20 protein-coding genes and 1 tRNA gene are annotated in these 20,738 nt (G+C 29.4%); 8 read left to right on the top strand and 13 right to left on the bottom strand.

The window, feature by feature from the left end; all coding sequences use genetic code 11:
- Both L8V85_RS01865 and L8V85_RS01860 read right to left on the bottom strand, forming a co-directional pair.
- Complete coding sequence (locus tag L8V85_RS01865; RefSeq protein ID WP_263737359.1) at window positions 1-1,338, bottom strand: sodium-dependent transporter; 1,338 nt, start codon at window positions 1,336-1,338, stop codon at window positions 1-3.
- Between the two features lie 9 nt (window positions 1,339-1,347).
- Window positions 1,348-2,700, bottom strand: coding sequence for a sodium-dependent transporter (locus L8V85_RS01860; protein WP_258108779.1), 1,353 nt, complete (start codon window positions 2,698-2,700; stop codon window positions 1,348-1,350).
- 194 nt (window positions 2,701-2,894) lie between these two features.
- On the opposite strand from L8V85_RS01860, the gene L8V85_RS01855 reads away from it, so the two are divergent.
- The 4 genes from L8V85_RS01855 (at window position 2,895) to L8V85_RS01840 (ending at window position 5,158) form a co-directional block, all read left to right on the top strand.
- Entirely contained in the window at window positions 2,895-3,218 is a 324-nt protein-coding gene (locus L8V85_RS01855; RefSeq protein ID WP_012661906.1) for a F0F1 ATP synthase subunit C, read from the top strand.
- A 29-nt stretch (window positions 3,219-3,247) separates the two neighbouring features.
- Window positions 3,248-3,333, top strand: a tRNA-Leu gene (locus L8V85_RS01850).
- Between the two features lie 30 nt (window positions 3,334-3,363).
- Window positions 3,364-3,798 (top strand): hypothetical protein, encoded by a 435-nt coding sequence (locus L8V85_RS01845; RefSeq protein WP_220566681.1) that lies wholly within the window; start codon window positions 3,364-3,366, stop codon window positions 3,796-3,798.
- Between the two features lie 64 nt (window positions 3,799-3,862).
- Window positions 3,863-5,158, top strand: coding sequence for a methyl-accepting chemotaxis protein (locus tag L8V85_RS01840; protein ID WP_220566680.1), 1,296 nt, complete (start codon window positions 3,863-3,865; stop codon window positions 5,156-5,158).
- Between the two features lie 11 nt (window positions 5,159-5,169).
- On the opposite strand, the gene L8V85_RS01835 is transcribed toward L8V85_RS01840, so the two are convergent.
- The 8 genes from L8V85_RS01835 to L8V85_RS01800 form a co-directional block, all read right to left on the bottom strand.
- On the bottom strand, window positions 5,170-6,333 hold the full coding sequence (locus L8V85_RS01835; protein WP_263737358.1) for a metal-dependent hydrolase: 1,164 nt from the start codon (window positions 6,331-6,333) through the stop codon (window positions 5,170-5,172).
- Complete coding sequence (locus L8V85_RS01830) at window positions 6,330-7,232, bottom strand: NAD(P)H-dependent glycerol-3-phosphate dehydrogenase (protein ID WP_133319694.1); 903 nt, start codon at window positions 7,230-7,232, stop codon at window positions 6,330-6,332. The genes L8V85_RS01835 and L8V85_RS01830 overlap by 4 nt, the downstream gene beginning before the upstream one ends.
- Before the next feature lie 2 nt (window positions 7,233-7,234).
- Window positions 7,235-8,653: an Asp-tRNA(Asn)/Glu-tRNA(Gln) amidotransferase subunit GatB gene (gene gatB, locus L8V85_RS01825; RefSeq protein WP_263737357.1), complete on the bottom strand. Its 1,419-nt coding sequence runs from the start codon at window positions 8,651-8,653 to the stop codon at window positions 7,235-7,237.
- A gap of 123 nt (window positions 8,654-8,776) precedes the next feature.
- Window positions 8,777-9,457 carry a F0F1 ATP synthase subunit A gene (locus tag L8V85_RS01820; RefSeq protein WP_133319696.1) on the bottom strand — a complete coding sequence of 227 codons (681 nt, stop codon included), beginning with the start codon at window positions 9,455-9,457 and terminating at the stop codon, window positions 8,777-8,779.
- 62 nt (window positions 9,458-9,519) lie between these two features.
- Window positions 9,520-11,028: a phytoene desaturase family protein gene (locus L8V85_RS01815; RefSeq protein ID WP_263737356.1), complete on the bottom strand. Its 1,509-nt coding sequence runs from the start codon at window positions 11,026-11,028 to the stop codon at window positions 9,520-9,522.
- A complete protein-coding gene (gene radA / locus L8V85_RS01810) occupies window positions 11,019-12,359 on the bottom strand; it encodes a DNA repair protein RadA (protein ID WP_263737355.1) in 1,341 nt (446 codons plus the stop codon). The genes L8V85_RS01815 and radA overlap by 10 nt, the downstream gene beginning before the upstream one ends.
- 3 nt (window positions 12,360-12,362) lie before the next feature.
- A complete protein-coding gene (ftsY, locus tag L8V85_RS01805; RefSeq protein WP_133319699.1) occupies window positions 12,363-13,229 on the bottom strand; it encodes a signal recognition particle-docking protein FtsY in 867 nt (288 codons plus the stop codon).
- On the bottom strand, window positions 13,229-13,774 hold the full coding sequence (locus L8V85_RS01800; RefSeq protein ID WP_263737354.1) for a TlpA family protein disulfide reductase: 546 nt from the start codon (window positions 13,772-13,774) through the stop codon (window positions 13,229-13,231). The genes ftsY and L8V85_RS01800 overlap by 1 nt, the downstream gene beginning before the upstream one ends.
- A gap of 66 nt (window positions 13,775-13,840) precedes the next feature.
- On the opposite strand from L8V85_RS01800, the gene L8V85_RS01795 reads away from it, so the two are divergent.
- Genes L8V85_RS01795 through L8V85_RS01780 form a run of 4 tightly spaced genes read left to right on the top strand, consistent with a single transcriptional unit; the run spans window position 13,841 to window position 17,775 of the window.
- Window positions 13,841-14,470 (top strand): 5-formyltetrahydrofolate cyclo-ligase, encoded by a 630-nt coding sequence (locus tag L8V85_RS01795; RefSeq protein ID WP_263737353.1) that lies wholly within the window; start codon window positions 13,841-13,843, stop codon window positions 14,468-14,470.
- Complete coding sequence (rny, locus tag L8V85_RS01790; RefSeq protein WP_263737352.1) at window positions 14,394-15,947, top strand: ribonuclease Y; 1,554 nt, start codon at window positions 14,394-14,396, stop codon at window positions 15,945-15,947. Before L8V85_RS01795 ends, rny begins: the two co-directional genes overlap by 77 nt.
- Window positions 15,948-15,955: 8 nt before the next feature.
- On the top strand, window positions 15,956-16,519 hold the full coding sequence (locus tag L8V85_RS01785; protein ID WP_133319703.1) for a DedA family protein: 564 nt from the start codon (window positions 15,956-15,958) through the stop codon (window positions 16,517-16,519).
- The gene (locus L8V85_RS01780; protein WP_263737351.1) at window positions 16,516-17,775 is read left to right on the top strand and encodes a ComEC/Rec2 family competence protein; all 1,260 of its coding nucleotides are present in this window, start codon (window positions 16,516-16,518) and stop codon (window positions 17,773-17,775) included. The genes L8V85_RS01785 and L8V85_RS01780 overlap by 4 nt, the downstream gene beginning before the upstream one ends.
- Here L8V85_RS01780 and L8V85_RS01775 read toward each other — a convergent pair.
- The 3 genes from L8V85_RS01775 to L8V85_RS01765 are packed head-to-tail and all read right to left on the bottom strand — an operon-like array spanning window position 17,722 to window position 20,626.
- Complete coding sequence (locus tag L8V85_RS01775) at window positions 17,722-18,534, bottom strand: YihY/virulence factor BrkB family protein (protein WP_133319705.1); 813 nt, start codon at window positions 18,532-18,534, stop codon at window positions 17,722-17,724. The genes L8V85_RS01780 and L8V85_RS01775 overlap by 54 nt on opposite strands.
- A complete protein-coding gene (locus L8V85_RS01770; RefSeq protein WP_263737350.1) occupies window positions 18,534-19,916 on the bottom strand; it encodes an FAD-linked oxidase C-terminal domain-containing protein in 1,383 nt (460 codons plus the stop codon). The genes L8V85_RS01775 and L8V85_RS01770 overlap by 1 nt, the downstream gene beginning before the upstream one ends.
- Complete coding sequence (locus tag L8V85_RS01765) at window positions 19,916-20,626, bottom strand: plasminogen-binding N-terminal domain-containing protein (RefSeq protein WP_375154839.1); 711 nt, start codon at window positions 20,624-20,626, stop codon at window positions 19,916-19,918. The genes L8V85_RS01770 and L8V85_RS01765 overlap by 1 nt, the downstream gene beginning before the upstream one ends.
- Window positions 20,627-20,738: the final 112 nt, after the last annotated feature.

Below are 20,738 nucleotides of genomic sequence, written 5' to 3'. Positions count from 1 at the left end.
TTAGAAAAAAAGCTGTCTAGCCATAATTAAAATAACCGCTAATGGAGAAATGTATCTTAAAAAGATATACCAAATTTCAAAATATATCCCACGCATAAATGGGTAAAATAAAGTTTGTAAAGCTTCTTTTTTAAGCACAAAACCCACAAAAAATGCTGTAATTAAAGCAGAAATTGGCATTAATAAATTTTGTATGAAAAAGTCTAAAATATCAAAAAAACTTTTCCCAAAGAAATTTAAACTTGATGCACTTACATGATAAAAAGAAAGTATAGATAAACTTCCAAGAAAATAAACAATCATACCCACAAAAACCAAAGCTTTTTTTCTTGAAATTTGATAACGATTTATAAGATAAAAAGTAAAAGGTTCTATCATAGAAATAGCCGAAGTAATCCCTGCAAAAAATAAAGCTATAAAAAAGGCTATGGCTAAAACATTTCCCAAAAACCCTAACTTTGCAAAAAGCGTTGTTAATGATATAAATATAAGTCCTGGACCTTGTTGAGTAGGATCGGCTCCGAATTCAAATATAAAAGTAAATACAATAAGTCCCATCATCAAACCAATGATAGTATTAATAATGATAATATTTAAAGCACTGCTTATAAAATTTGTTTTATCAGGCAAGCTTGCTGCATAAGTTAAAATCACACATACACCCAAAGACATACTAAAAAATGCAAGCCCTAGTGCGTCTAATATAGAATTAACACTTAATTTTGAAAAATCAGGTACAAATAAAAACTCACTTGCTTTAGAAAAACCATCCATACTAAAAGAATATCCAAGCATTAAAATAAGTAGTATAAATAAGCTTGGCATCATCCAAACATTGAGTTTTTCTATGCCACTTTTAACACCTTTTGATACTACATAAAAAATTACTATAAACACAAAAGTAAAACATATAAATTGAGATAAAACATCATTAGAAAGTAAATTTCCAAAAATAGCGCCTGCTTCATTTGTATCTTTAGGTAGTTCAAAAAACCCAAAATAAGCATATTTTGCTATCCAACCTATAACAACACTATAAAAAGACACTAAAATAATAGCACCAAGCATAAAAAATCCCGCAAATGACCATGCCTTTTTATTTTTTGGCGCTAAAGTATAATAAGCATTTACAGGATCTTTTTCACTAAGTTTTCCTATGCTAAGTTCAGCCAAAAATATCACAAAAGCCACACCCAAGGTTAAAAGTAAATATACCACCACAAAAGCTGAACCACCATTGTTACCCACTAAAGTTGGAAATTTCCAAGCATTTCCAAGTCCAACAGCTGAACCTGCTACCGCTAATACAAAGCCTATTTTAGAAAATTTTTCATTCATCTTTTAACCTTAAAAAAATAATTGTTTTGCCATGATTAAAATCACAGCTAAAGGCGAGATATATCTTACAAAAAAATACCAACACTCAAAGTATTTACCCCTCATATAAGGATAAAATAAAGTTTGTAAAGCTTCTTTTTTAAGCACAAAACCTACAAAGATTGCACCAAATAATCCACCTAAAGGCATCATTAAATTTGAAGCAATAAAATCTAATATATCAAAAAAACTTTTTCCAAAAAATTCTAAAGAATCTTTACTCCACTCAATTCCTGATAAAATACACAAACTTCCCAAAAAATACACAATGAAAGCTATAAAAATCAAAGCTTTTTTTCTTGTAAAATTATAAGAATTGATTAAATAAAAGGTTAAAGGTTCTATCATGGAAACTGCTGAAGTAATCCCTGCAAAAAACAAAGCTATAAAAAAAGCCACAGCTAAAATATTTCCCAAAGGTAAAAAGCCAATTGGGTCAATATTTGAAAACAAACTCATCAAAGATACAAAAATCAAACCTGGACCTTGTTGAGCTGGATCTCCATTAAATTCAAATATGAAAGTAAATACAATAAGTCCCATCATAATACCAATAATAATATTAATAATGATAATGTTAATAGTGCTTGTAATAAAATTTGTTTTATCAGATAAACTTGCAGAATAAGTTATAATTGAACCCACTCCAATAGATAAAGAAAAACAAGCAAGTCCCAATGCACTTAAAAATGCTCCTACACTAAGCTTAGAAAAGTCCGGAGAAAATAAAAACTCACTTGCTTTAGAAAAACCATCCATACTAAAAGAATATCCAAGCATTAAAATAAGTAGTATAAATAAGCTTGGCATCATCCAAACATTGAGTTTTTCTATGCCACTTTTAACACCTTTTGATACTACATAAAAAATTACTATAAACACAAAAGTAAAACATATAAATTGAGATAAAACATCATTAGAAAGTAAATTTCCAAAAATAGCGCCACTTTCTTCTATACTTTTTGGTAAAGGAAAAAACCCAAAATAAGCATACTTAACAATCCATCCTATTATCACGCTATAAAAAGAAACAATCAAAATAGCACCTATTAAAGAAAAACCAACTATAGACCAAGCTCTTTTATGTTTTGGAGCTAAAGTATAATAGGCATTTACAGGATCTTTTTCACTAAGTTTTCCTATGCTAAGTTCAGCCAAAAATATTACAAACCCTACCCCCAAAGTTAAAAGCAAATATAAAAGCACAAAAGCTGAACCTCCATTTTGTCCTACCAAAGTTGGAAATTTCCAAGCATTTCCAAGTCCAACAGCTGAACCTGCTACCGCTAATACAAAGCCTATTTTAGAAAATTTTTCATTCATAAAGATAACCTTAAATTTATAAAACTATAAAAATTTTTAATGTAGCTAAAAAAAACTTTAATTTATTTTAAAATATATAATATTAATTTAAATTTCAATAATTTTAAAGTTATATTTGTATATAATTTCGCTTTTATAAATCACGAGTAGGGATACGCAAGCCGAAAGGATTTAAATTTTTACAAGGAAAAACTATGAAAAAAATCGTATTTTTAATGCTAGCTTTAAGCGGTTTTGCATTTGCAGCTGAAGGTTCTATGAATCAATGGTTAGCTTCTTTTTCTATCTTAGCAGCAGGTTTAGGACTTGGTGTTGCAGCTTTAGGTGGAGCTATCGGTATGGGTAATACTGCAGCAGCAACTATAGCAGGTACTGCTAGAAACCCTGGTCTTGGTGGTAAATTAATGACTACTATGTTTATTGCTTTAGCGATGATTGAAGCTCAAGTTATTTATGCACTTGTTATTGCTCTTATCGCTCTTTATGCTAATCCATTCCAAGCATTAGTAGCAGCTTAAAATTTTCAAAGCCCTCTTGTGGGGCTTATGCGGTTATGGTGGAATTGGTAGACACGCCATCTTGAGGGGGTGGTGCGCTCAGCGTGTGCGAGTTCAAATCTCGCTAACCGCACCATTTTTATTTTTTAAGGATTATCAAAACAAAATGACTTTCTATATTTTAGTCAGTGCAATAGCTTTTTTAATTCTTTTTTTTGCCATAAAAAAATATACTCTAAAACTAGATGAACAAGCCTTACTTGAACCTATTAAAAATGATATTTATCCTGAATTTTGTGATCTAATTAACGAAGAAATAAGAAATATAAAAAATAATCTTTTACAAAATACCTTTACACTCCAAGATGAAAATTATAAAGATGAATTTTTAGAGAATTTAAGCGATATGAGTAGAAAACTTAATCATATCCAAACAATGAATTTAAGTAAAAGAAATAATGCTTTATGGGAAGAAACACTTTTTGGATTTTTAAAAGAGCTTGAAGAACTTAACAAACAATATCTAAATGACAATGAGAAAATTAACGATGAAATAAGAAATTCTCTCCAAGAAAAATTTTATAATTTAACAAAAAGCTAATATAAACAAATTATTTATTTTAAAAAGCACTATATAATTCCGAATTATTTTATAAAGGGGTTTTATGTTTATCAACAAGAAAAAAATTAATGAACAAATTACTCAATTAGAGCAATCTAATCAAGCTTTTCAAGATATACTTAATGCTATTAGCAAAACTATGGCCATGATAGAATTTCAAACAGATGGAACTATTATTAATGCTAATGAAAATTTTCTAAAAACTATGAATTACTCTTTAAATGAAATCAAAGGTAAACATCATAGTATGTTTTGTTTACCAGAGGTTGTAAAGTCACAACGCTATGTTGATTTTTGGAGAGATTTAAAAAGTGGTATATCAAGAAATGGACTTTTTAGACGCATTGCAAAAGGCGGGAAAGATATTTATCTTGAAGCCAATTATCTTCCTATTTTAAACCAAAACAATGAAGTGTATAAGGTTATTAAATTTGCAAATGACATTACTCAAAGAAACTATGAAATGCTTGATCTAAAAAACACCATAGATGCCGCTAATCGTTCTATGGCTATTATTGAATTTAATCCTTATGGAGAGATTTTAAATGCTAATGAAAACTTCACTCAAACCATGGGTTATTCACTAAGTGAAATCAAAGGAAAACACCATAGTATGTTCTGCGAGGAAAAATTTAGAAATTCCAAAGAATATACAATTTTTTGGGAAGAGCTAAGAAGTGGTAAATTTCAATCAGGAAAATTCATACGCTTTGGTAAAAACAACAAACTAATCCATTTAGAAGCAAGTTATAATCCTATCAAAAATGATGATGGAGAAATTTACAAAGTTATTAAATTTGCAACAGATATTACCGAACAAGTTGTAAGAGATGAGGAAAAATTAAAGCTCATTAGTGAATTAGCTGAACAAAATGACAATCTCACTCAAGAGGGCGATAGTGTTATAGAAAATACGGTTCAAAATATTCAAGGCATTGCTGATATGATGAACAATAGTAGTAATCTCGTATCATCATTAAATGAGCAATCAGAAGAAATTAAAAATATTATTCAAACCATTAGCGATATAGCTGATCAAACCAATCTTTTAGCTCTAAATGCAGCTATTGAGGCAGCGCGTGCAGGTGAGCATGGTAGAGGTTTTGCTGTTGTTGCTGATGAAGTTAGAAATCTAGCTGAAAGAACTGGACATTCAGTAAATGAAATCACTACTACCATTAATTCTATCAGAAATGTAACAGCTGAAGTTGTACAAAGCATTAAAGATGGCTTAAGTGGCGTAAATCAAAGCGTGGATTTAGCCAAAGAAGCTAGAGAATGTATGGAAAAAATTAGAAATAGTTCAGCTCAAGTAGCTCAAGCTATGCAAGATAAATAAAAGTTTTTAGCTTAAAGGCTAAAAACTTTTCCCGCTATAAAACTTTTTTCTACCTTACCTTGCAAGATATCATTTGCATATAAACCTTCTCCATTAAAAGAAAGTTTTTCATCAAATACAACTAAATCAGCATCAAAACCAAGTTCTATTTTACCTTTATTTAATCCTAAAAATTGCGCTTGATTATAGCTTGTAAAATCACATAATTCTTTCCAAGTTAAGATACCTTCTTTTACTAAATATGTAAAACATAAACTCATATATATAGCTATGGCATTAACTCCAAAACCTGCTTCATCAAAAGCCAAATCTTTTTTAGTGTTAGGAGCATGTAAAGAACTTAAGAAAGTGATTTTCTTATCTTGAAGCAACTTTTTAAGATTTGTTACTTCATCTTTTGTTCTTAATGGAGGTAAAATTTTTGCTTGAGTGTTAAAATTTTCACAAGTACTTTCATCTTTGATTAAATGATGGATTGAAATTTCACTATATTGATCATGTAATAATTCAAACGATCTTGTAATTGCTAAAGAGCTAAAACAAGCTTTATTTTTATAAAATTCCACTAATTCTTTCATTTTTGCCACTTCACTAGTTTCAGCTATATCACTAATTCCTATAAGTCCTAATTCAAAGCTTATTTGTCCATCATTCATTACTCCATGATCGTCAAAACTCTCATCAAAACACTTTAAAAATACAGGGGTTGATTTCATATTGGCATATTGCATACATTGTCTTAAATAATTTGCTCCTAAAGTACTTGAAAGCTCTAAGCCTTTTGCGCCCATATCAATTAAGGTAGCAATATTTTTTAATTTTTCTGTTTTATCTAATACATTAATAGTAGGTAAAACATTAATATCTAAAGATTTTAATTTATCAAAATAAAGCGCATAGCCTTGAGTATTAGCTTCTAAACTATCTTTTAAAACAATAGTCCCTACCCCACCTTTTAAGCATGCTTTTTCAAGATCATATAATTTATCTATACTAAATTCATTATCAAGCAAACTAACATTTAAATCAATAAACGAGGGAAGTAAAGTTTTGCCTTCTATATCAACAATATACTCATCATCATTTAAATCATTAGCAATTTGAGTAATTTTCCCATCTTCTATTTTAAGATCAAGCTTTTGCTCGCCATAAATTTTTGCATTTTTGATGATCATGATATTTCCTCCTTTGATGACATCAAATCTTTTAAAGATTCCCAAGCATTCTTACCCTCTAGCATTAAGACTACTTCGTTAACAATCGGGGTATAAATTTGAAATTGTTTCGATAAAGAATGTATAGCATAAGCAGTTTGCACTCCTTCAGCTACCTCGCCAAGTTCCATTAAAATATCTTTTATATTTTTGTCACTAGCCAAACTCAAACCTACTCTATAATTTCTTGATAAGTTACTTGAAGCTGTTAAAAATAAATCTCCAGCCCCACTAAGCCCTAAAAATGTTTCTTCTTTAGCATTAAAAAATTGTCCAAAGCGGTGCATTTCCACCAAGCCTCTTGAAACTAAAGAAGCTCTTGCATTATTGCCTAAATTTAAACCATCGCAAACTCCACTTGCAATTGCTAAAACATTCTTATATGCACCACAAATTTCAGCGCCTTTAACATCAGAACTTGTATAGGTTTTAATATAATTTGGAAAAAAACTTGCAAATTGATTACAAAGCTCTTGATTTTTACCACTAACAACCAAAGCACAAGGTTTTTTTTCTAAAACTTCACTTGCAAAAGAAGGACCACTTAAAAAACAAAGCCTATCACTACTTATGAACTCACTAAAAACCTCATCCATAAATTTTAAACTTTTACAATCAATACCCTTAGAAGCTACAAGAATTTTTTGATTTAAATCTTTAAAATTATTTGCAAGCCATTCATGCATTCCTTGAGCATATAAAGCAAAAACTAAATATTCATATTCTAAAGCTTCTTTGGTACTAACAAAATAAGAAAGATCTTTTTCGTGAAAAGAAGTTATTACGCATTCATTTTTAACGCTCAATGCATCATATAAAGCACTTCCCCATTTTCCTGCACCAACAACTGCTATTTTCATATTTAACCAAGTTTTGCTTTTAAAATTTCATTTACCTTAGCAGGATTAAATGCACCCTTACCTGCTTTCATTGCCTGACCGACAAAGAAACCAAAAAGTTTATCTTTACCACTTTTATATTCAGCTACTTTATCTTCATTGTTTGCTAAAATTTCATCAATAATCTTTTCAATAGCACCATCATCACTTACTTGTTTTAAACCAAGTTTTTCAATAGCATCATCAATTTCAACTTCTGTATTTTCAAATACATAAGCTAAAATATCCTTACCTGCTTTAGCGCTAATAACACCTTCTTCTATACGTTTGATCAAAACAGCTAATTTTTCTTGTTTTATAGGTGAGTTTTCTATAGTCAATTCGCCTTTTAGAAGCCCCATTAACTCTGTCGTAAGCCAAGTAACACAAAGTTTTGGATTTAATTTTTGATTAATTAGAAACTCAAAATATCTACAAAGCTCTAATGAAGAAACAATCACTTCACTATCACTTTCTTTAATACCCAATTCACTCACAAATCTAGCTTTTTTCTCATCAGGAAGTTCAGGTATATCTTGATTTAGCATTTCATCATCTAAAATTACAGGTAAAAGATCAGGATCAGGGAAATATCTATATTCAGCAGAATCTTCCTTACCTCTCATACTTCTAGTAACTAAATTAACCGTATCAAATAATCTTGTTTCTTGCACAACTTCTTGATCGTATTTTCCATCTTCCCAAGCTTCACTTTGGCGTTTTACTTCATACTCAATCGCCTTTTGAATAAAACGGAATGAATTTAAATTTTTAATCTCCACTCTAGTATAAAGCTTATCATCACCTTTAGGACGAATACTAACATTAGCATCACATCTAAAACTACCTTCTTGCATATTTGCATCTGAAATGTCTAAAAATCTTATAATAGAATGTAATTTTTTCAAATAAGCCACTGCTTCATCGGAACTTCTAAGTTCAGGTTCACTGACAATTTCAAGCAAAGGCGTGCCTGCTCTATTTAAATCTACTTTTGAAAAATTACTCTCATGTATATTTTTTCCTGCATCTTCTTCTAAATGAGCCCTAGTGATACCTATGCGTTTATTTTCTCCATTTACATTGATAAATAACTCACCATTTTCCACTATAGGAATATCAAATTGCGAAATTTGATAAGCTTTTGGTAAATCAGGATAAAAATAATTTTTTCTATTAAAAATACTTTTTTTATTTATAGTTGCATTAACTGCTTTTCCAAATGCTATGGCTTTTTTTACCGCTTCTTGATTTAATACAGGTAAAGCACCTGGTAAAGCTAAACATGTTGGGCATACATTAGTATTTGATTTTTCTCCAAAAGAAGTCGCACATGAACAAAAGATTTTTGTTTTTGTATTTAATTGTGCATGAACTTCAAGTCCTATAACAACTTCAAACATTAAAATTTTCCTTAGAATTTTTTGTTTATTCTAGCGTTTTTTATTTCAAAAAGAGTTTAAAAAAGAATAAAAGAAGAAGATTAAAAAAGAAAAAAGCAAAAAATATTTTTTGCTTTTTAAAAATTAATGATGCTCATCAACTACAGTTGCACCTGCTAAATAAACATAAGTTAAAATCATAAAAATAAAAGATTGTAAAAATGCCATAAAAGTTAAAAGCATATAAGCAGGCAATGGCGCAACCCAAGGCACAAGAGCTAAAATAACTGCTAAGAATAAATCATCTCCCTTGATATTACCAAATAAACGGAAAGATAAAGAAATAACTCTTGAAAAATGAGAAACCACTTCTATAGGAAACATCAAAGGTGCTAGAATTTTCACAGGTCCCATGAAATGTGCAAAATACTTAAAAAATCCTTGAGTTCTAATACCTTCAAAATGATAATACACAAATACTATAATAGCCAAAGAAGCACTAAAATTTAAACTTGCTGTTGGAGCTTCAAAACCAGGGATGATTCCTATGATATTACTAAAAAACACCATAAAACCTATAGTTGCAACTAAAGGTAAATATTTTCTAGCAGCTTCATCGCTACCCATAGTATCCCTACCCATGCTTAAAATGCCTTCCATATAAGCTTCAGCCAAATTCTGACTACCTCTTGGGACAATTTGCATAGATCTTGTAGCAAGTTTTGCTAAAATCAAAGAAATCACAACCACTATACCCAAATGAAAAAAGTATGCAAAAGTGTGGCTAGAATCTATAAAAGAACTAAATAAAAATAAATCTTTCATTAAAAATCCTTAGCAGAATAAATATTTCAAAGCTAATATTATAAAAAAAAATTGCTTATATTTTAATGAAAATTCATTTTATTAGCACAAAAATATCCACCCAAAATCGCACCTGTAAAACCACCTCCAGGAAATATAAAAGCATTAGCAAAATATAAATTTTCTATACTTTTACTTTTATAATGCAATCTATATTTAACCCCTTCTTGATCTTGAGAAAATCCATAAATTGTACCCTCGTAAGCTTTAGTATATCTTTGTATAGTTTTTGGCGTGGCTAATTCTTGATGGATTAAGTGTGAACTTAAATTTGGAAAAATCTCATCAAGCCTTTGCACTATGGCTTTTAATACTTCTTCTTTTTTAGTTTTATAATCTTGCTTATTTAAATCCCATTCGCTATAATTTGAACTAAAAGCTACAACACCTATGTATTTATCACTAGCTAAGCCACTATCAACCTTAGAATAATTCACAAAAGCCATAGGCCTTTGTTTAATATCTAGTTTTAAAATATTAGTGTTTTCATATGAACTATTTAAAAAATCATCTTCGAATATAAAATTGCAATAATCCATATTTTCATAAATTTTAGAAATATCTTTATCATAAATAAAATAAGCGCTCACTAAAGAACAAGCACGCTTTTTAGATTCTATTGCTTTGATTTCTTGGGTTAAATTTAACTCTTTAAGCAAGTCTTTATATACGATTAAAGGATCGCAATTTGCGATGATATTTTGCGCATGGATGGTATATTTTTGATTATTTTGAATGTATTCTACTCCATAAGCTTTTTGTTCTTTTGTGAGTATTTTAACAACTTCAGCCTTAGCTAAAACCTGCCCTTGATTTTCTTTGATAACCTCAGCCAAAGCATCACTTAAAGCTTGCGAGCCACCTTTAATATACACTCCACCATCATAATAATGCTTTTGAGCAATGCCATGAAAACTGAAAATAAATTCTTTACTATCATGATGATAATAACTCATATTTGCATTTAAAATCTTTTTTAGCTTATCATTTTTAATATAAGCATTTAAAACATCATAAACTTTTTTATTAAACAATCTATTTTTAATAAATATCCAAGCAGTGTCAAAAGGAAACAACAACAACTCACTTAATTTTAAATCCCAAGGAAATCTTCGAATAGCATAAGCTTGCGTTTTTATAGCTTTAAAATATTTATCTATACCTTTACACTCTTGCGGAAATTCTTTTTTCAAAACTTCTTTTACTTTTTCTATACCATGAGGTAAAGTTAGATTATAATTTTTACTTTTAATACTCCATGCACTTGGTAAAGGTAAAATTTCAATTTTATCCTTTATACCAAGTTTTTCAAAAACCAAATACTTCATATCAGTTTTTGCTTCACCTAGGTCCATCTCATGAAGTCCCGCATCAATCAAAGCGCCTTTTCTTTTAAAACAAGTAGCACAACCACCGATTAAAGAATGCTGTTCTAAAACTAAAACTTTTTTTCCATTTTTAGCTAAAAAAGCACCCGCACTTAAGCCTCCAAGACCTGAACCTATAATGATTACATCAAATTTTACATCCATTCTAAAACCTCACGCAATTCTTTAGCTACAAAACATTTTAAGCCAAGTTCCTCCATAGGTTTTACAGGTACTATGGCATTTTTAAATTTTTGCATTTTAGCTTCTTTTAAACGCACATCAAGTGAAAATACTTCTTTGATTTCACCATTTAAACTAAGCTCACCCACAAAAACACTATCTTTACTCAAAGGGCGGTTTTTAAAACTTGAAATAATTGCTGCAACCACCGCTAAATCCGCTGCAGTTTCACTAATTTTTACCCCACCACTTACATTAATAAAAACATCATAATGCCCCAAGGGAATTTCAAGCTTTCTCTCTAGTAAAGCTATAAGCATATCTAAACGATTTTTTTCATAGCCTGTTGCACTACGCTTTGGATAAGCACTCTCACAAACTAAGGCTTGAATTTCTAGCACTAAAGCTCTGCTTCCTTCCATCACTACACTCAAAGCGCTACCACTTACTGCCTTACCACGCGTAAAAAATCTATTAGCTATATCTTTAGCACTAATCAAGCCCTTGGAAGTCATTTCAAAAATACCAACTTCGGAAATATTTCCAAAACGATTTTTAAAGCCTCTTAAAATTCTTATTTCTTTATTGGTATCGCCTTCAAAATAAAGCACCACATCTACCATATGCTCTAAAATTCTAGGTCCAGCTATAGCCCCATCTTTAGTGATATGTCCTATGATAAAAGTGCTAATATTATTGGCTTTAGAATAGCGCATCAACTCAAAAGTAATTTCTCTAACTTGAGTGATACTACCTGCTGCTGAAGTAATTTTATTAGAATATAAAGTTTGAATAGAATCAATAATTAAAATTTCATAATCTTTTTTAGAAAGCTCGCTTAAAATATCTTCCAAGCAAAGCTCAGTAAGTAAAAATAAATTCTCACAATTTGCATTTAAACGATCTGCACGCAGTTTGATTTGAGATTTACTCTCCTCGCCACTTACATAAAGCACTTTTTTACCACTTTTAGCCAAATTCGAAGCAATTTTTAATAAAAGTGTGGATTTTCCAACCCCGGGTGAACCCCCAATTAACACTAAAGAACCCACAACAAGCCCACCACCTAAAACTAAATCAAGCTCATTATCATCAGTGCTAATGCGTGTGAAATTTTCTGCTATAACATCATTTATACATACTGCAGAACTTGGAGTATTTGAGAATGAATTTAACTCTTTTAAAACCTTAACTTGTTCTTGCTTTAGCTCAACAAAACTATCCCAAGAACCACATTCAGGACATTTGCCTAGCCATTTACTTTGTTGATTTCCACAAGCTTGACATTCAAATAAAATGTGTTTTTTAGCCATAAATTAAGCAAAAATCTCTTCAACTAAAGTTTTAACATATTCACTAGGGTTAAACTCATGAATTTGTCCTAATTGTTCCCCTACTCCTACATATAAAATAGGAAGTTCAAGCTCTCTTGCTATGCTAAATAAAGCTCCACCTTTGGCAGTTCCATCAAGTTTTGTAATAATCACTCCATCAAGTTTTACTAAATCATTAAAAGCTTTTGCTTGCAAAATTCCTGCTACACCTTGAGTGCCATCAAGTACAAGGATTTTTCTATGAGGAGCTCCTTGCATAGCTTTATCACTTATGCGAACAATTTTTTCAAGCTCATTTGCAAGATTTTTTTGATTTTGCAAGCGTCCTGCTGTATCTAAAATAACCCTATCATAGTTTTTTGCTAAAGCTTTAGAAATAGCATCATAAGCAACTGCCGAAGGATCATGTCCTTGTGAAGTAGCTATAATATCTATATTTAATTTTTGTGCCCATAATTTTAACTGCTCTATAGCTCCTGCTCTAAAAGTATCACAAGCTCCAAGTATAACTTTTTCACCATTTTCTTTATGCAAATGTGCCATTTTAGCAATACTTGTAGTCTTACCTACCCCATTTACACCTAAAATCAAATCCACAAAAGGCTTAGCATTAGCAAGTTCAGGCTTATCATAAATAAAATAAGTCCCCATAACACGCTCTAAATCAGCCTTTTTAACCTCATCACTTGGAGGAAGATAGTAAATAATCTCTTCAACTATCTCATATGCCACATCAGCTTCTAAAAGCATCTCTTCAAGCAAATCTTTTGTAATGATTTTATTTGAAGCCTTAACTAAATGGATGCTTTCTAAAGTCTTTTTTAAACCATTTTTTAAAAATCCAAACATTACATTATCGCTTTTTGTATATCTATATCTAACATTTCTTCAGGAATTAAACCTAAATACTCTTTAACTTTTTCACCCTTTGCATTAAATAAAACCATTGTTGGTATAGAGCTGATATTTAAAACTTTAGAAAAAATAAAACTATTCTCTCCTAAAACCGAAGGAAAATTCATCTTTTCTTTTTGTATAAACTCCAATAATTCTTGTTTTCTATCTTCTTCTAAAAAAAGCGCTATGACTTCAAATCTATCTTGATATTTTTTATTTAAATTATTTAAATGTGGAATTTCAGCTTTACATGGCTCACACCAACTTGTAAAAAATACAAACAACTTAGCTTTTGCTGTATCATCAAAATTAAATTCTTGTTCATGATATTTCACATACATTTTTCTACCATCTAAAAATTTCAAAGTAAAATCAGTATTTTCACTTTGACTTAAACTTGCATTATCAGTATTTTCATTACTAGAATTTTCTTTATCACTTGAGCATGAAGTAAAAAAAATCATAGCAAAAATTGCTAAAAAAATTTTAAATTTCAAGTCATATCCTTATGATTTTTTAAGCTTAAAAGTATAACATAAAAAGTTAAAAAACCAAGGAAAGCTTTGATAAAAAATGACTTTAGAATAAAACAGAAATTTAAAATGAAATTAAAACTAAAATTTCAATACAAAAGAGATTTTTTAGTTTTTCAAGAAGTAAATAAAATTTTAAAATCTTGTAAAAATTATAAAAATATCCTTATATATTTTCCTTTAAAATATGAAATTAATCTTTATAAATTCAGACATTTTTTAACAAAAAAATACCGAATTTTTGTTCCATTTATGCAAGATAAAAGTTTAAAGGTAGTAAAATTAAGGTTAGCTCTTGATAAAAAGAGTTTTGGGGTATATGAACCAAAAGATTCTTTTTTGCAAACTCGTATAGATGTTGCAATCATCCCTGTTATAGGAGTAGATGCAAAATTAGGAAGAGTTGGTCATGGCCAAGGATTTTACGATAGGTTTTTTGAAAATATTTCTTATAAAAAACCTTTAGTTATTTTCACACAAATGATGGATGCAAAATCTCATCAAATTTTTAGTCAAGACCATGATATAAAAGGAAATTTTTATATAAACCCATATAAAAAATATTTTAGGAAAGTTAAAAACAATGATAGAAATATTAGTCGCATTAATAGCCGTTTTCATAGGCGGAGGGATTGGATATATAGTCGCCAAAAAGATTAATGATGCAAATTTCAATATCTTTTTAGAGCAAGCAAAAGCAAAAGCAAAAGCCATTGAATATGAAGCTGAGCTAACACTTAAAGATGCTAAAAATTCAGTTGCTGAGGCTGAATTTGCAGCAAAGAAAAAATTTGATGAAAAAATTCAAAAACTACAAAAAGAGTATTCTATTAAGCTAGAAGAACTCAACAAAAAAGAACAAAATCTTCATTATCAAGAAAAACTTCATGAAGAAAACAAAAACAAATTAGCAAAAGAGCAGCAAACTATAAAAGCTTTACATGAAGAAAATGAAAATTTAAAACAAAGCTACGAAACAAAGTTAAATGATGTTTTAAAAATTCTTGAACATTCAGCTGGTCTCACACAAGAAGAGGCAAAAAGTATAGTCTTGCAAAAAGTAGAAGAAACCTCAAGAGCTGAAATTGCTCATATTGTTAGAAAATACGAAGAAGAGGCTAGAAATGAAGCCAAAAGAAAGGCTAATTTTATCTTAGCACAAGCTACTTCAAGATTTGCAGGAGAATTCGCTGCTGAAAGGTTGATCAATGTAGTAAATATCAAAAATGATGAGTTAAAAGGACGCATTATAGGTAAAGAAGGGAGAAATGTTAAAACCTTAGAAATGGTTTTGGGTGTTGATATTATCATAGATGATACGCCTGGAGCAATTATAGTAAGTTGTTTTAATCTTTATAGACGCGCCATTGCTACAAAGGTGATTGAACTTTTAGTTGAAGACGGTAGAATACAACCTGCAAAAATAGAAGAAATTCATGAAAAAGTTTGCAAAGAATTTGAGGATAATATCTTAGAAGAAGGTCAAACTATAGTAATGGATTTAGGACTTAATAATATCCATCCTGAAATTGTTAAATTAATAGGAAAATTAAGATATAGAGCAAGTTATGGACAAAATGCTCTAGCACACTCTTTGGAAGTAGCGCATTTAGCTGGAATCATAGCAGCTGAGTGTGGTGGCGATGAAAAACTAGCAAGAAGAGCTGGAATTTTACACGATATAGGCAAGGCTTTAACGCATGAATTTGAAGGTTCTCATGTAGATTTAGGGGCTGAACTTTGCAAAAGATACAAAGAACATCCTATAGTGATTAATGCAATTTATGCTCACCATGGACATGAAGAGGCTACAAGTATAGAATCAGCTGCAGTTTGTACAGCAGATACACTAAGTGCTGCACGCCCTGGAGCAAGGCGTGAGGTGCTTGAGGCCTTCTTGAAACGAGTTAGCGAACTTGAAGATATAGCAAAAAGTAAAGAAGGGGTTAAAAAAGCTTATGCTATTAATGCTGGTAGAGAAATTAGAGTTATTGTTAATGCAAAATTAGTCAATGATGATGAATCTGTGCTTTTAGCTAAAGAAATAGCTGAAGAAATTCAAGAAAAAGTTCAATACCCTGGTGAAATAAAAGTTAATGTCATCAGAGAGCTTAGAGCTGTTGATTTTGCAAGATAAGGTTTTTCATGCAAGAAATGATTGATAATCTTAGCACTTATGGTTATTTGATTTTATTTTTTTATTCTTTTGGTGGAGGAATGGTGGCCATACTTGCTGCCGGGGTACTTTGTGCAAGTTCAACTAAACTTGATTTGCATTTGTGTATATTTTTAGCCTTTTTGGCTAATACCATAGGTTCAACCCTATTATTTATTCTAGGAAAATATTATAAAAAAGACATAATGCCTTATTTTAAAAATCATAGAAGAAAAATCGCGCTTGCTATGATAAAAATCAAAAAATATGGAGATTTACTTTTAGTAGTGCAAAAATTTATTTACGGGGTAAAAACTATCATTCCTATAGCAGCAGGCCTTTGCAAATTTAGCTTTGTAAGATTTTTTATCATCAATACCCTAGCTAGTTTAATTTGGGCTATAATACTTGGTTATGCTGGATTTATTTTTGGAAACACCTTAAAGGAGGCTTTTGAAATTTTTTCAAATCATCCTTATATAGCACCTGCCTTTATAATCACTTTAATTTTTATTATATGGTTATACTTATCACGCTTTTCTAAGAAAAAATGAATTTAAAATTCTCTATAAAAGATTCTTATAGAGAATTTTTAATTTTATTATTATGTTTTTTAGCAATTTTTAGCCTAAATCTCATTTATGAGTATAAAAAATACCAAAATTTTAAACTCGCAAAACATTTATTGCTTAAAAATAATATCATTATATCTAGCTATCAAAAAACTAATAAAAAAGGTAAAAAATACCAAGTTTTTAAAATTAAAAATTCTGATTTTGTTTTTTACACTACTAGTTTTAAAGAACTAAATTTAATTAAAAATGATATTATAAATCTTAGGATTATTACTAAAAATATTAACTTTAAAGATTATCTTAGTAAAAATTTTTTTGTACCAAGTTATGATTTTCATAAAACTAATACTCAAAAAGAAAATATCTTAGTGGAGTATTTTTTAAATCAACATCAAAATGAAAAAATCAAAGAATTTTACGGGGCTTTATTTTTTGCAAAAAATGTATCAAGTGAGCTTAGAAATGATGTAAATTTTTACAATATCGCGCATTTAATTGCTATTAGTGGATATCATTTGGGCTTGTTATTTAGCTTTTGCTTTTTGATTTTTGCTCCTTTATATGCCTTTTTTCACAAACGATATTTTCCTTATAGAAGTTTAAAACTTGATATTAGTATTTTTACTTTCTTGCTTTTAATTTTGTATATATTTTTAATAGACTTTAGCCCTTCTTATATAAGAGCTTTATGTATGAGTATTTTTGCTTTTTATCTATTTAGCAAAAATATTAAAATTTTGAGTTTTAAATTTTTATTCTTAAGTGTAATTTTATGTATAAGCTTATTTCCAAATTTATTATTTAGCGTTGGCTTTTTGTTTTCAAGTTTAGGAGTATTTTATATTTATTTATATTTACATCATTTTAAAGATAATTTTTCAAAAAATTATATTCATATTGTTTTTATAAATTTTTGGACTTTTTTAGCAATGATGATTCCTGTATTATATTTTTTTCCACTTATTAGTTTCCAACAATTTTTAGGTATACCTCTAAGCATATTATTTGCTTTATTTTACCCTATAAGTTTATTACTGCATTTATTATCTTATGGAGATGTATTAGATGAAATATTATTAGCATTATTTGATTTTAAATTAAATAGTATATTGTTACACATACCATTAGAAATTTATCTTATTTATATATTTTTATCCTTCATGGCTATTTTTCATCGTTATTTAGCTCTTTTTGTAATTTCTCTTGGTTTTATTCCCTTTATTTTCTTGATTTAAAATCAAATAAACTCTTAAACCCAAAAGATAAATAATCCAAGAAATATAAATCCACAAAAAGAAAAACAATATCACAGAAAAAGAACCATATACATTTAAATAAGTTTTATTATATACAGCATAATATACAAAAATCATCTTAGAAATATACCAAATCACAGAAGCACCAAAAGAACTAATAAGCAAAGTTTTTAAATCACCTTTTTTACTCACTGAACTTGAATAAGATGTAAAAAACAAAGCCCATATAATCACATAAGGTAAAATCTCAAAAAAATTTAAAGCAATATTAAAATCATCTAAGGTTTTTTGTATAAAACCTGAAATGTAAAAACTCACTCCAAGTCCAAGTGGAGTTAATGTTGCCAAAGTCCAATAAGAACTTATACTATGCCAAAGACTTTTAGAGTCTTCTTCTAAAAGCTTATTAATAACATAATCATAACCTGAAAAAAATGCTAAAGAAGTCAAAGCCATAGCTAAAAGACCAATTAAACCAAGATTGACACTATTTTTTAAAAAAGTGTTAATATATTGTGTTATTAATTCTTGTTGAGTTGGGATTAAAAAAGTAAAAATTAAATTTTTAATTCTTTCTTGATACATTTCAAAACTTGGAATTTGAGTAAAAACCCAAAAACATAAAAATAAAAGCGGTATTAAAGATAAAATAGTATAAAAACTCAAAGCTGCAGCATAATTTAAAATTTCTTTATCTCTTATGCTTAAAAGAATTTTTATGAAGTTTTTAAAATTCATCAAAGTCCCATTTTAAAAGGATTAAGTATATTATTTGGATCAAATGCTTTTTTGATATTTCTCATCAAGTCCATTTCAGCTTCGCTAAAAGCAAGCTTCATAAAAGGAGCTTTTGAAATGCCTATACCATGCTCTCCACTTAAAGTCCCACCCAAAGAAACTGTAAGCTTAAACACCTCTTCTACAGCTTCGTAACCTTTTTTAACCAACTCAGGATTATTTTTATCACTTACCATTACATTAGTATGCACATTACCATCGCCAGTATGACCAAAACAAGGGATTTTAAAACCATATTTTTTAGAAATTTCAGCTATGCCTTTTAAAAGATCAGGTAGTTTTGAACGCGGCACTGTAATATCTTCATTAAGCTTTAAATTTCCATACATTGCTATACTTTGAGAGCAGTTTCTTCTAGCAAACCAAATATTGGCTGCTTCTTGCTCATCTTTTGCTATTTTAAACTCTCTTACGCCAGATTCATAAAAACTCTCTTGCAAAATTTTTAAATCTGCTTCAATAGCCTCTTCTACATTGCCATCTACATCAGCGATTAAAATCGCACCCGCATCCATAGGTAAGCCTTTTTGGAATTTTTGTTCTAATGCTTGTATGCTTAATTGATCTAAAAATTCCATAGATACAGGAGTCACACCTTTAGCTAAAGTTTTATAAACTGCATTCATTGCTTCATCAATGCTGTTAAAAATCCCCATAGCTGTCTTTTTAAACTTTGGCAAAGCTACTAGTTTTAAAGTAATCTCACTAAGCACAGCCAAAGATCCCTCACTTGCTATTAAAATTCCAGCTAGATTATAACCCGCTACATCTTTTATAGTTTTTTTACCTGCTCTAATGATTTCTCCATTAGGTAAAACAGCTCTTAAAGCCATTACATAATCTTTAGTTATACCATACTTAGCAGCTCTCATACCCCCTGCATTTTCGCTTACATTCCCCCCTAAAGAAGAATACTCCATACTAGCAGGATCAGGTGGATAAAATAAACCATATTCTTTTGCTTTTTCTTGTAAAGCCATATTTATCACACCAGGCTGCACTACTGCAACTAAATTTTCAAGATCAATTTCTAAAATTTTATTCATATGTTTTTCAAAGCTTAACACTACTCCACCATTAATAGCTAAGCTTCCACCGGTAAATCCACTACCTGAGCCCCTAGGAATAACGATGATTTTATTTTCATTACAATATTTTAAAATTTGACTAATATCATTTTCATCTCTTGGAAAAAGCACTCCATCAGGTAAATAATGCTTTTTAGTAGCATCATAACTATACGCTCTTTTATGGATAGGATCAAAATGAGCATTTTCAATCCCTAAAAGATCTTGAAAAAATTTTTGATGGATTTCTTGCATTATTTTTCTCTAGTTAAGCTAATTAATTTTTCATAATATACATAATAATTTCCAATTGCTTCATCATTTAAGCTAAAAATATCGCTTTTATAACCTGTAATTCTTGAATAAAATGGAATTTGCAAACTTTGAGCTTGAGGTATGTTAAATTCTTCTATCTTGCCAAAATCTTGACAATCAACTATCTCAGCTTTATTTTCTAAAGCTACCACTAAAAGCCCAACAGCATTTTTTGAACAAAAAGATCTAAAATCTGATCTTCTTGGAGTTTGGCGGTATTCTTGTATCATATGAGCACCAAATAAATCAGGGTGTAAAAAATAAAGTCCATTTAATTTTTGAGCTATAAAATCATACACATTTTTATCAGGAGCTATAATCAAGGCTCTATCATATAAATAATTTAAAACTATTTTATCGCCTACTTGTGGCAATACATTTGGTAAAGGCATAGCATCTTGAGCTAGCATATCAAAAACTTTAAATTGTAATTTAACTAAGCCATTTTCACGTCCTATCACACTAGCTCTTGCAATAATTGATTTTTGTGTATCAATTTCATGCACAACTATACCACTTGAGTGCAATAAAATTCTAGGATCATCTTTTATATAACCATAAATATCATCTACTTTTTCAAGTTTTGTTTGTATTAAATCAAAATTTTTAGCTTGCAAAAATGCTAAAAAACAACAAAGTATTAAAATAATTCTTGACAACTGATGCTCCTTAAAAAAGTGTAAAAATTAAATTATATTGTATTTTCCTTACAAAATTGTAAGAAAAATTAAGTAAAATACAAATTTATGTTTAAATTTTAGA

Origin of the sequence: Campylobacter sp. IFREMER_LSEM_CL2090, assembly GCF_025771865.1 — a bacterium.
Taxonomy (GTDB): Bacteria; Campylobacterota; Campylobacteria; order Campylobacterales; family Campylobacteraceae; genus Campylobacter_D; species Campylobacter_D lari_D.
The sequence above is the reverse complement of the archived record's forward strand: the minus strand, read 5'-3'. Positions and strand labels throughout refer to the sequence as shown.